This window comes from Streptomyces sp. NPDC048825, assembly GCF_043198355.1.
Classification (GTDB): domain Bacteria; phylum Actinomycetota; class Actinomycetes; order Streptomycetales; family Streptomycetaceae; genus Streptomyces; species Streptomyces xiangluensis.
In genome coordinates this window covers 1,065,500-1,078,475 of record NZ_JBICUR010000001.1, presented here as the reverse complement: position 1 = coordinate 1,078,475, position 12,976 = coordinate 1,065,500, and the positions used below count along the sequence as shown (strand labels likewise).

The window sequence follows — 12,976 nt, the reverse complement described above, 5'->3', positions numbered from 1 at the left end:
CTTACTCCGTACCGATTCACGCACCTGGGTTGTAAGTTCGCCGGATGCCGTCCTCTCCTGGTCCCGGTGCGGTCGACCCCCGCCTCCTGCGCGCCTTCCTCACCGTCGCCGAGGAGCTCCACTTCACCCGCGCCGCCGCCCGGCTGTACGTGGCCCAGCAAGCCCTGAGCCGCGATATCCGGCGTCTGGAACGGGACTTGAAGGCAGACCTTTTCGTACGCAATACCCGGCGGGTCGCGCTCACGGCCGACGGCGAACGGCTGCTCCCGTACGCGCGTCGGGTGCTGGAGGCGCAGGACGCGCTGCTGGCCGAGTTCGGGCGGACCGCGGACGACGGGCGGCGTCCCCTGCTCGTGGATGTGAACAGCCCCGGCCTGATCGGTGAGCGCATCCTGCCCCGGGCCCGTGAACTCGCCCCCGACTGCGAGCTGATGGCCCGCTTCGAGAGCGGCCTCACCGGAGCCGCGGCCGAACTGCTGGCCGGCCGGCTCGACGCGTCCTTCGGCCGGTTCGCGGGACTGGACCCGGCGATCCGTGCCCGCCTGGAGCAGCAGCCCGTACGGTACGAGCCGATGGCGATCCTGCTGCCCGAGGACCATCGGCTTGCTGACCTGGACGTTGTGCCGCTGGACGCGCTGGCGGGGGAGTGCGTCTACGCCGGCGCCGGAAACCCTCGTACGCCGGAGTGGACCGACCTGGCCCGGGAGCTCTTCGAGGGGCGCGGTATCGAAATCGCGCCGCCCGCACCGCTCGCCGTGGGGACCCAGGAGTTCCAGCGGATCATGGCCAAGACGCGGAATCCCGTCCTCGCCACAGTCGATTTTCCGGCCGTGCCCAAATTGATACGTAAGCCACTCGTCGACCCCGTACCCCTGTCACCGGTGTCACTGGTGTGGAGGAGAGGGCTGATACAGCCAGGTATGGAGGCACTCCGTGCCGCCGCAGCGGGGTTGGCGGAGGATGAAGGGTGGCTCCGGCGGCCCGCCGATGCATGGATTCCGGCCACCGATGAGCTCGTCATGGCGCAATGCACCTGACACGTGGCACACACACAACTCCTACGTGCGCTACATTCGAGGGCCGGGTGCAGTGTGGTAATAGGGGGGCGCCCGGATCGAGTGGGGGCTCGATCCGGACAAGTAGGTACGTAGTGCCCGGACTCGTACGCGCCCAATCAGTCCCGTGGGGGGATGTGCGTGCGCGTGGAGAAGTGGCGGGAAGACGCCCAAGCGGCTGGGGGGCATACCGACCGGCCGGAAAGAGGCGGAGCCCATCCGTCGACCCGTCGAGATGCGGGGGATCCTTTTCATGGTGGTTCTGGCGATATATCCATGCCCAAACAGCGAAACAGCCGAAATGGCGACGACAGTGAGCAGCACATAGGCGGCGAGCACCAAGCGGACGCCGGTCAGCGCATGGGCGAGACGCAGCGATTCGCCCGGCCGGAGACCGAGCACCACCATGACCCGGACGAGGTCACGGTCCAACTCGACGTCGCCGGCGCGCACCTGGAGGACTGGCTGGTCCAGCAGGCCAAGGGGCCCCGGGGTGGTCAGAGCGCCCAAGAGGGTTCGGACGGACCTGTCTTCGTCGACGAGACGGGTCGTCGCAGCCGCAGATACCGCCGTATCGGCATGGCCGTCGGCCTCACCTGCGCGGTGTACGCCGTCGTCATCATCGCCACGCTGCTGTCGGGCAACTCCAGCGCGCCCTGGCTCCCGGTGCCGGGCAAGGAGGACGAGAAGCCGGCCAGCAAGGTCGACTCGCCGACGCTGCCGCCCGCGTCCGCGGACCCGTCCGCCACGGCGAACCCCTCGTCCGGGCTGAGCCCGTCGACCGACCCCGGTAGGACGTTGGGGCCGGGCGCCGACCCCTCGCCGAGCAAGCCGGTCAAGCCCACGGAGTCGGGCAAGCCCACCAAGCCCGAGCCGACGGATCCGACCACAAAGCCGGCCCCGAGCGACGAGCCGACCGGATCCGACCCCACCAACGATCCGACCGACGAGCCCACGACGCCGACGCAGGACCCGGACCCGGACCCGGACCCGACGGACGACCCGACGGTCGATCCCCCGGCAGACGGCGACCCGGTCGCCGCCCCGCCGCCGGCGGGTGGCACTACGCCCGTAGACCCGATCGGCGTCATCGACCCGATCGGCGTCACCGACCCGATCGGCCTCATCGTGCAGCCCGCCGCCCCGTCTTCTCCGGAGATCGTCCTCTGATGGCATCCAGCTCCCGCCGTCGCGGCAAGGCCTCCGGCGCGGTACGTCGTCGTCGCCTGCCCATGCGCTACCTGCTGCCCTCGCTCGTCCTAGTCGCCCTGATGGCGATGCTGATGCTGCGCGGCTTCGTCCACAGCGAGATCCTCGCGGACTACCGCATCAATTCCCCCGCGGCCAACGACCGGGTCCCCCAGGAGATCCTGAAGGGCGGCCCGGTCATCGACACGCGCCGCGGCGGCACCGACAGCCGGGACGACGTACCGGACCGCCGTATCGTCCTCACCTTCGACGACGGTCCGCACCCCGAGTGGACCCCCAAGATCCTCGACGTACTGAAGAAGCACGACGCGCACGCGGTCTTCTTCATCACCGGCACCATGGCCTCGCGCTATCCGGACCTCGTCCAGCGCATGGTCGACGAAGGCCATGAGATCGGCCTGCACACCTTCAATCACCCCGACCTCTCCCTCCAGTCCAAGCGCCGCATCAACTGGGAGCTCTCCCAGAACCAGCTGGCGCTCGCGGGCGCCGCGGGCATCCGTTCGTCGCTCTTCAGGCCGCCGTACTCCTCCTTCGCCGACGCCATGGACAACAAGTCCTGGCCGGTCACCGAGTACATCGGCAGCCAGGGCTACATCACCATCGTCAACAACACCGACAGCGAGGACTGGCGCAGGCCGGGCGTCGACGAGATCATCCGCCGGGCCACGCCCAAGGGCGACAAGGGCGCGATCGTCCTGATGCACGACTCCGGCGGCGACCGCTCGCAGACCGTCGCGGCGCTCGACAAGTTCGTGCCCCAGATGAAGGAACGGGACTACCAGTTCGAGAACCTCACCGAGGCTCTCGGCGCGCAGAGCGCCCACACCAAGGTCACCGGCCTCGAGCTGTGGAAGGGCAAGGCGTGGGTGTACGCGGTCCAGGCCTCCGAGAAGACGACCGGTGTCCTGGTCGTCGGCCTTGCGATCATCGGTGTCCTCGTCTTCGCCCGCTTCGGCCTGATGCTGCTGCTCTCCGCCGTCCACGCCCACCGCGTACGCCGCAAGGGCTTCCGCTGGGGTCGCCGCGGACCGGTCACCGAACCGGTATCGGTGCTGGTTCCCGCGTACAACGAAGCCAAGTGCATCGAGAACACGGTGCGTTCGCTGATGGCCAGCGAGCATCCCATCGAGGTCATCGTCATCGACGACGGTTCGAGCGACGGCACGGCCCGCATCGTGGAGGGCCTGCGCCTGCCGAACGTACGCGTCGTGCGCCAGCTCAACGCGGGCAAGCCTGCCGCGCTCAACCGCGGCATAGCGAACGCCCGTTACAACATCATCGTGATGATGGACGGCGACACGGTCTTCGAACCGGCCACCGTCCGCGAACTCGTCCAGCCCTTCGCCGACCCGAGCGTCGGCGCGGTGGCCGGCAACGCGAAGGTCGGCAACAAGAACTCCCTCATCGGCGCCTGGCAGCACATCGAGTACGTGATGGGCTTCAACCTCGACCGCCGTATGTACGACATCCTGCGCTGTATGCCGACGATCCCGGGTGCGGTCGGGGCCTTCCGCCGCTCCGCCCTGGAACGCGTCGGCGGCATGAGCGACGACACGCTCGCCGAGGACACCGACATCACGATGGCGATGCACCGCGACGGCTGGCGCGTCGTCTATGCGGAGGACGCCCGCGCCTGGACCGAAGCCCCCGAGTCCGTCCAGCAGTTGTGGTCCCAGCGCTACCGCTGGTCGTACGGCACGATGCAGGCGATCTGGAAGCACCGCCGCGCGATCATCGAAAAGGGCCCCTCGGGCCGCTTCGGCCGCGTGGGCCTGCCGCTGGTCTCCCTGTTCATGGTGGTGGCGCCGCTGCTGGCCCCTCTGATCGACGTGTTCCTTCTGTACGGGCTCATCTTCGGCCCCACCGGAAAGACGATCCTCGCCTGGCTGGGCGTCCTGGCCATCCAGGCGATCTGCGCGGCGTACGCCTTCCGCCTGGACCGCGAACGCATGACCCATCTCATCTCGCTGCCGTTGCAGCAACTCCTCTACCGCCAGCTGATGTACGTGGTCCTGCTGCAGTCCTGGATCACGGCTCTCACCGGCGGCCGGCTGCGGTGGCAGAAGCTGCGGCGCACGGGGGTTGTGGGGTCGGCGCCGGGTGGTTCGGTTCCTGGGGCGGTGCCCGGGCAGCGGGTGGCGCGTGGGGATGAGCGGAGGCCGGTGGGATGACGCAGGGGTATACGGAGGGGGCGGAGGAGGGCACGGGGGCGGGTGCGTCGCCGTACGAGAACTCGTACTGGACGTCGTATGAGGAGACGTACGGGCAGCCGTACGGGCAGTCGCACGAGGGGGCGTACGGGCAGTCGTACGGTGAGTCCCACGAGGGGGCATACGCGCAGTCGTACGGGAATGGACACATCCCGCAGGCCCCGCAAGCTCCGCTGGCCACGCAGGCGGTTCCCCAGCAGAGGTGGAACGAGACGCAGCCGCTGCGGGAGGCGCCGGAGGAGCTGGTGTCCGAGGCCGCTTCTCATGGACCGGCCGCCGAAGCCCCGTCCGATACCAAGACCAAGCCCTCACCTTCCCGCCCCGGCCGTGACCGCTACCTCGACCTCCTGCGCTCCATAGCCCTGGTCCGCGTGGTCGTCTACCACATCTTCGGCTGGGCCTGGCTGACGGTCCTCTTCCCGTCCATGGGCGTGATGTTCGCGCTTGCGGGCGCCCTGATGGCGCGCTCGCTGAGCCGCCCGGCGTGGGGCGTGATCCGCGGCCGTATCCGCCGACTCCTGCCTCCGCTCTGGGCGTTCAGCGCGGTGGTGCTCGCGATGATGTTCGTGGGTGGCTGGAACCCGTCCCAGGACGACGGCGGCCTGGGCTGGCTGGGCCTGGTCAACTACATCATCCCGATCGGCGCCCCGCCCTATCCCTGGCAGATCGGCTCCAAGTCGGGCGTGCTGGAACAGACTTGGGCGGTCCAGGCGGCGGGCCCGCTCTGGTACCTGCGCGCGTACCTCTGGTTCGTGATCGCCTCCCCCCTGCTGCTGTGGGCGTTCCGCCGAGTCCCGTGGGCAACGCTGCTGGCCCCGCTGGCGCTGACAGCGGTGGTAGGCACGGGAATCGTGAAGATCCCCGGCGAAACGGGCAACGCGGTAACGGACTTCGCGGTCTACGGCAGCTGCTGGATCCTGGGCATGGCCCACCAGGAGGGCGTACTGAAGAAGATCCCGCGCTACGCGGTGGTCTCCGTCGCCGCCCTCCTGATGACCTTCGGCCTGTGGTGGGCCTCCGGCCACCTGGGCCCCGACGGCTGGGACCTGAACGACATCCCCCTGGCCCAGGCCGCCTGGTCCCTGGGCTTCGTAGCGATCCTGCTTCAGTACTCCCCTTCCTGGCAGGAACTCCCGGGCCGCCTGGCGCGCTGGGACAAACTGATCACCCTGTCGAACAACCGCGCCGTAACGATCTACCTCTGGCACAACTTGCTGATCATGGCGACGGTCCCGCTCCTGGACATCCTCTACCAGCTCCCGTTCATGGACGACCGCTTGTCCAACGCCCTGACCACGACGTACACCCTCTGGATGTTCGTCCTGGTATGGCCCCTGATCGGCCTGATGATCGTGAGCGTGGGGTGGGTCGAGGACTTGGCGGCCAAGCGGGGGCCTCGGCTTTGGCCGGATGGGGCGAAGAAGGGCGGGAGTCGGGGGCGGTCGCGGTCAGGGTCACGGGGGCGGGCCAGGGCGCGGTAGGCCCACGTACGGGTAGGGGTGACGGGGGCGACGGGGGCCTCAGAAGGGGCTCGACGGCGGCCAATGCAGCAAGCCGATAGCGTTGCCCCGCTCACATGAACCCTCGCCCCACCGGGAGTTGTCAGTGAAGTGCCGCCCCACCTTGCTCGCAGCCATCGCGCTGACAGCCATTGCCGCCCTGTCGCTGTCCGCCTGCGGTGACGATGACAGCGGCAGCTCCAAGGGCAGCGACAAAACCGCGGGCGTCGACGTGGAGGCCGACACGGAGTCGGCTTCGCCGAGCGCGTCGGCGTCGGCGGAGCCCGGCCGCCCGGAGATCGAGCTGCCGTCGGATCTCTCGTACACCTTCGACTGGTCGAAGACCGGCGACAAGGACAAGGACGCGATCCTGTCCGACACCGAGCAGTCCATCAAGGCGGTGGACTTGGCCATCGCCAACCAGGACCCGCTCGACAAGGCCTACCTCTTCTACTACGAGGGTGAGGCGGCTTTCGGGACACAGGAGTTCGTCCAGAGCTACGTGGACGAGAAGGCCCGGACCACCGGCGCCTACCGCTTCTACAACCCGGTCGTGGACGTCGACGACGACGGGACCGCTTCCTTCAGCTACTGCGAGGACCAAGGCAAGGCGTACGCCAAGTACCTCAAGACCAACAAGATCGAGAAGACCAAGGTCACTGCAAAGAGCTACGTCATCTACCACACGTCGCTCAAGAAGAACGACAACGGCGTCTGGGTGATTCAGAAGCTGGTCTCTCAGCGGGGGAGTGACAAGTGCCAGCCCTGAGAGCAGCTGGACCTCCTCCCGTTGCTTGGCTTCTCAGTAGACGCTCGCCCAGCTCCGGCCCTGTATGCCGCATATGCGTCGAAGTAGAGACTTGCGAGGCCTGTGAAGTGTCAGGACAGAGCGTCCCCATCCCGGAGGAGAGATTCGCCCGCGAGATCTTTGGGCCGCTCGGCGGGATCGTGGAGATCGGCGCGGTTGTTGCCACCGGCACGTGGGCAGTTGCTGAGGCCTCGGTAGGTGAGTTGGTGAGCCGCCGGAGGGATGAGGTGGACCAACTGCTCGCCGCCGTCCGTGCAATCGGTGGATTCAGCGACGCGTCGATGGCGATCGCCGACGAACTGGGGTGGCTGCGGGACCACGAGATGACGGCACCGTCTCTGCTCCTCTGGTCCGGCGGCATCGAGAAGATCTCGCCCCGTTGTCTCGAAGGTCTCGAGGAACCGTCGGTGGTGCGGCGCATGTGCCGTATGGGAGCTGATCTGCAACTGGCACATTTCCTGCAAGCCCTGGTCAGCGCCGCCATCGTCGAGGGAGGGGATGCACGACAGAGCGCGGAAAGGATCGTCGAAGCTCTCAATATTGCTGTCGCTCTCGCGGACGATGCGGGACGGAGCACCGCTGAGGGCACGTTCAGGACGTGGCGGGTCACCTTTCTGCCGAGCATCCTCCGTCCCAAATCGAGCGCACCGGAAAGCGGCAAGGCAGGCTTTCGGGCCCATGCTTACGCACTGGAGGAGTTGCTGGACGACTGATGCGTCCTACGTCCGACGCCGAGGCTCTCCTCAGGCTCTCCCTCCACTTCCGAGCGTGAGGCGGATCTCGGGCCGGTGATCCTGCTATCGCCTGACCGCCCCGTCGTGCGATAACTTCGCTTGTGCGTACGGTTGTTACTGAGGCTGACGTGACGGGGGTTGCGGCGTGGTGGGGTTTCGGCCGACGGACTGGCATGTGCTGGATCTGGAGACGGATCCGACGCCGGGGGATCCGGATCGGGTGCGGTCGTTGGCCCGGCAGTTGCATGACTTCGCCGATGATGTGCAGGACGCGCTGCGGTTGGTGAAGGGGATGGCGGAGGAAGATGCCGTCCTGACGATGGTGGGCAAGACCGCCGACGTGTTCCGTGACGAGTTCTCCGGGGTTCCGAAGAACCTGAAGAAGCTCAAGAAGTCTTACGACTTGGCCGGGGATGCGCTGGCTGCGTATTGGCCGAAGTTGGAGCGTGCGCAGGCGCTGGCGGACAAGGCGCTGGTCAAGGGGCGGGAGGCGCAGGCGGATCTCGCGTCGGCCAAGTCGCGGCTGTCGACGGCTGATTCGTGGGTGACGCGGGCGACCAAGGAGGCGGACAAGTACAAGGACGATCCGGGGTCGGCGGGTAAGGACGTCCCGAAGCCGGATGAGTCCAAGGTGCGTGCGGCTACGCGGGATGCGACCAATGCCAAGTCCGCGCAGACGTCCGCCCAGTCGGATGTCACCTCCGCGCAGAGCGCGTTGGATGCGGCGAAGAAGATGGCGGCGGACGCGCGGCAGATGCGTGAGGACGCAGCGCGGGAGGCCAAGAACAAGCTGGAGGAGGCTTCCGACGCGGGCATTCAGAACCGTGACTGGTATGAGGAGGTCGGGGACTGGGTTTCTGACAACTGGGACACCATCGTCGCGGTCTGCAAGGTCGTCGTCGCGGTTGTCGGCATCATCGCGATGATCATCGGCGGGCCGATCCTGGGCGCCATCGTGCTGATCGCCGCCCTGGTCGTGCTCGCTGACACCCTCAACAAATACGCGAAGGGCCAAGCGTCCCTGTGGGATGTGGCGTTCGCGGCGCTGGACTGCATCCCGGGCATGAAGGGTCTGACCACGCTCGGTGGGCTCGCCAAGGGCCTCAAGTCTGCTGGCGCGCTGGGACTCAAGGGCATGGCCAAGGGGCTGGGCGGTCTGGCCAAGAACGCCAAGAGCATGGTCGCCGACGGCGCCAAGGGCGCCTACAACCGGCTCAAGAATGTGGTCCGTTCCAAGGGCAGTGACCCGGTGGACATGGCCACCGGCGCGATGTTCCTGCCGCAGACCGACATCACGCTGCCCGGCAGCCTCCCGCTGGCCTTCTCCCGCCGTGCTGCCTCCGACTATCGCACCGGCTGGTGGTTCGGCCCCACTTGGTCCTCCACCATCGACCAGCGCCTCGAAGTCGACACGGACGGCGTCATCTTCGTCACCCAGGACGGACTGCTACTCACCTACCCCCGCCCCAACAGCCCGGACAGCCCGGTCCTGCCCGAGGCCGGCCCGCGGTGGCCGTTGACGTGGCGAGACGATGTCGGCTACCGCATCGACGACCCACTCACAGGCCATGCCCGCCACTTCGGCCACTCCACCGACGGCATGGCACTGCTCACCCACATCGCTGACCGCAACGGCAACACGATCGAATTCGATTACGACGAGTATGGCACTCCGCTCGCCATCCGCCATTCCGGCGGTTACCACCTCAAACTCACCACCACCGAGGGTCGCGTCACCGCACTGGTGCTGGCGGGCGCCGGCGAGAACGGCGCCGATGTCACCATCAAGCGCTACGGCTACACCAACGGCGATCTCACCGAAGTCATCAACTCCTCCCTGCTGCCGCTGAAGTTCACCTACGACGAGCGTCTGCGCATCACTTCATGGACGGACACAAACAGCAGTCGTTACGCCTACACCTACGACGACCACGATCGCTGCATCGCCGAAGGCGGCGAAGCCGGCCACATCACCGTAACCCTGGACTACGACGGCACTGACCCTGCCTGGCCCGGCTGCCGCATCACGACCCTCACCACTGCCGAAGGTGCCGCCACCCGCTTCGTCATCAACGACAACAGCCAGGTCATCGCCGAAATCGACCCGCTGGGCGGAATCCGGCGAACTGATTACGACGCCCATCACCATGTCGTTTCGCAGACGAACGAGCTAGGCCATACCACGCGACTGGTCCTCGATGAGTGCGGCCGCCCCACGGAAGTCGTTCGTCCGGACCGCGCCACCATGCACCTTGAGTACAACCACCTCGGTGGCGCCACGACCATCGTCACGCCGGACGGTGCTTGCTGGCGCAGGGAATACGACGAACACGGCAATTGCACGTCCATGGCCGATCCCGCAGGGGCGATTACCCGGTTTGCGTACGACGCGGCGGGCCGTGTCACGAGCGTCGAGGACACATTGGGCAACACCAGGACGGTGCGCTGCAATTCGGCAGGGCTTCCACTCGCAGCCACCGACCCGCTGGGTGCAACGACCACCTGGGAGCGGGACGCCTTCGGAAGAATCGTCACGTACACCGATCCGCTGAGGCACACGACACGGCTGGTCTGGACAGTTGAAGGCCACCTTGTCACCCGCGTCACCTCCGACGGTGCCGTCGAGGCTTGGTCATACGACGGTGAGGGCAATTGCACGAGTCACACCACGCCTGCGGGTGCCGTCACGCACTTCGAGTACACCCACTTCGACCTTCCTTCGGCACGCATCGGCCCGGACGGAGCGAGGTACGAATTCATCCACGATCAGAACCTCCGACTGGCCAAGGTCACCAACCCCCAGGGTCTGACGTGGACTTACGAACACGATGCGGCTGGGCGACTGATCGCGGAATGTGATTTCGACGACCGAGTTCTGAGCTACGCGTATGACAGTGCGGGTCGCATGACCGTGCGCACAAACACAATTGGCGACACCACCCACTACGAATATGACGTCATGGGCGACTTGGTTCGGAAAGTCAGCGGAGGTCAAGTCACAGAGTTCGCCTACGACCTCAACCGCAGGCTGGTCCAAGCGGCCGCACCAGACACGTCAGTCACTCTGGAGTACGACCTCAACGGATCTGTCACTTGCGAGACGACCAATGGTCGACGCGTGATCTACGAACGTGACCAGTTGGGTCGCCTCACCCGCCGGACAACCCCCTCCGGGGCCACAACCGCGTGGGCCTACGACGCCGTCGGTAACCGAGTGCAACTGGACGCGTCGGGCCGCACCGTACTCTTCGACCATGACTGGTCCGGTCTGGAGACCAGCCGCTCCATCGCTCCGAGTGTCACCCTCACGCACGCCTACGACGGTCTCGGTCGCCTCACGGACCAGTCTCTGTCTGCCGCCGACGGCCACCACATGCTGCACCGTGCCTATATGTATGGCGAGGACGGCAACCTTGTCGGCACCGATGACCAGTCGTCCGGAAGCCGGAGATTCGAACTGGACCTCGCGAGCCGTGTGACCGCTGTCCATGCGCATAACTGGACAGAGCGCTACGCCTACGATGATGTGGGCAATCTGGCCGAGGCTTCCTGGCCCACCGGACATCCCGGCGCGGAGTCCACCGGAACGCGTGCCTACACCGGTACGCGAATCAGTCGTGCGGGCACCACCCGGTACGAGTACGACGCCTTGGGCCGCATAGTTCTGCGCCAGAAAAAGCGTCTGTCGCGCAAACCCGACACCTGGCGTTACACCTGGGATTCGGAAGACCGATTGACGTCGGTAACGACACCGGATGAGACTCTATGGCGCTATCACTATGATCCGCTGGGCCGTCGTATCGCCAAGCAGCGCATCGCTGCAGACGGCCGAACAGTGGTGGAGCACGTCGACTTCACCTGGGACGGCATCACTCTGTGCGAGCAGACGACTCGAGCAGATTCGTCTCCCCACCTTGTGACGCTGACGTGGGATCACGATGGTCTTCGTCCGATCGCGCAGGCAGAACGCATCACCACGCCAGAAGCGCCTCAAGAAGACATCGACTCCCGGTTCTTCTCCATCGTTACGGATCTGATCGGGACGCCGACAGAACTCATCGACGATGACGGTGACGTCGCGTGGCGCACGCGATCCACACTCTGGGGAACAACCACATGGAATTCTGACGCCACGGCGTACACGCCTCTACGCTTCCCCGGCCAGTACTACGACCCGGAATCCGGTCTCCATTACAACTACTTCCGGCACTACGACCCCGAGACGGCCCGCTATCTGACACCCGACCCCCTGGGGCTGGCACCGGCACCGAACCCGCTTACGTATGTCCACAACCCCCACACCGGGGTCGATCCGCTTGGGCTCAGCCCGTACTACAGCGAGATCGCGCCGAACGGGCAGCGTGGCCCCGCCTACGCAGTGGTCACTCCGCAGACTTTGGATGACGCGGCCAACGGGCTCATAGGAAGTTCGCCAGGGCGAGGCGCACGTCACGCCCCTCCAGGCTTCTTGGGTGGTCCGGCGGGTCATTCGCGAGGACACTTGATCGGGCAGCAGTTTGGGGGCGATGGACGGGATATGCGGAACATCGTCACGCAAGGGTCCGCTCAGAACAACGGTCCGATTTCAGATGCCGAAGACCTTATTGCCCAGCACGTGAGGTCGACGCAGAACACTGTCACTATGAGCGTAACTCCCGAATACGCCAACGGAGGAAACGTTCCCAGTCACGTTCTCATCGAAGCTGTAGATGACTTCGGCTGGTCCTACAGCACGCGACTTCCCAACATGTAGAAAGGCGCAAACCCGATGGCCGGAGTGAACCCTGCGGATGAGCTACGGAATCTCACGGCGCTCTGCCCGCCTCCGCAAAACCTTGGCGCATCTCGCCGAGAGCGACCGGAGCGGACGGCCCTAAACATTCCTGGCAATCATGAAGATCTGATCGCCGCGTACGGCACCGGGTGTTTCGATGAATTCTTGTGGATCTTCGCGAATGGCGCGGAAAATGCGAATCTTGATATCGGTAAGAGTACCCACACAATGCAGTCGATCCTTCGAGGCAAGGATGTACCTGCTCTGCGTGAGGCCCTGGGCAATTACCGCACTTCCCCGGAAGAACTCATCCAGTGGGGAGTTACCGATAATGGCGATTCGCTGCTGTGGATTCCCGTCGGCGACGCTGAGAGTTGGCCGACAGTTGTCATTCAAGCCGGGCAGCTTGATTTTGTGATCTCAGGCAAGACCTCTACGGGCGTGGTGCTGGGTCTTCTGACAAGATCGCTTGGTATTCGTTTCTTCCCTGATGACTTCCCGAGTGATCACCCGGAGTTTTCGACAGATCCCTATGCGTAGACGAATCCCGCACCCCCGATCGTCTTGGCCTGGGGCCGGCGCCCAACCACGTCGCCCGTCTCGGAGGGAGCAGAACGCGGCCTGCCTTGTCGCCCGGAACGCGATGCAGGCCGCGCCGCCCACGTCCGGGTCACCAACCCGGCG

General features: G+C 65.9%; 8 protein-coding genes. All 8 read left to right on the top strand.

The genetic code is table 11. The features are described from left to right. The first annotated feature begins 44 nt into the window (after positions 1–44). The 8 genes from ACGFNK_RS04995 (at position 45) to ACGFNK_RS04960 (ending at position 12,832) form a co-directional block, all read left to right on the top strand. Positions 45–1,037: a LysR family transcriptional regulator gene (locus tag ACGFNK_RS04995; protein ID WP_393412007.1), complete on the top strand. Its 993-nt coding sequence runs from the start codon at positions 45–47 to the stop codon at positions 1,035–1,037. 294 nt (positions 1,038–1,331) lie between these two features. Then, positions 1,332–2,225, top strand: coding sequence for a hypothetical protein (locus ACGFNK_RS04990; RefSeq protein WP_393412005.1), 894 nt, complete (start codon positions 1,332–1,334; stop codon positions 2,223–2,225). Next, positions 2,225–4,438 (top strand): glycosyltransferase, encoded by a 2,214-nt coding sequence (locus ACGFNK_RS04985; RefSeq protein ID WP_393412003.1) that lies wholly within the window; start codon positions 2,225–2,227, stop codon positions 4,436–4,438. Before ACGFNK_RS04990 ends, ACGFNK_RS04985 begins: the two co-directional genes overlap by 1 nt. Further along, entirely contained in the window at positions 4,435–5,958 is a 1,524-nt protein-coding gene (locus ACGFNK_RS04980) for an acyltransferase (protein ID WP_393412001.1), read from the top strand. Before ACGFNK_RS04985 ends, ACGFNK_RS04980 begins: the two co-directional genes overlap by 4 nt. A 124-nt stretch (positions 5,959–6,082) precedes the next feature. Next, positions 6,083–6,745, top strand: a complete 663-nt coding sequence (locus ACGFNK_RS04975; RefSeq protein WP_393411999.1) for a hypothetical protein — start codon at positions 6,083–6,085, stop codon at positions 6,743–6,745. Between the two features lie 107 nt (positions 6,746–6,852). Beyond that, positions 6,853–7,497, top strand: a complete 645-nt coding sequence (locus ACGFNK_RS04970) for a hypothetical protein (RefSeq protein WP_393411997.1) — start codon at positions 6,853–6,855, stop codon at positions 7,495–7,497. A gap of 196 nt (positions 7,498–7,693) precedes the next feature. After that, the gene (locus ACGFNK_RS04965) at positions 7,694–12,271 is read left to right on the top strand and encodes a DUF6531 domain-containing protein (protein ID WP_393411995.1); all 4,578 of its coding nucleotides are present in this window, start codon (positions 7,694–7,696) and stop codon (positions 12,269–12,271) included. A 15-nt stretch (positions 12,272–12,286) separates the two neighbouring features. Further along, positions 12,287–12,832 carry a hypothetical protein gene (locus ACGFNK_RS04960; RefSeq protein ID WP_393411993.1) on the top strand — a complete coding sequence of 182 codons (546 nt, stop codon included), beginning with the start codon at positions 12,287–12,289 and terminating at the stop codon, positions 12,830–12,832. Positions 12,833–12,976: the final 144 nt, after the last annotated feature.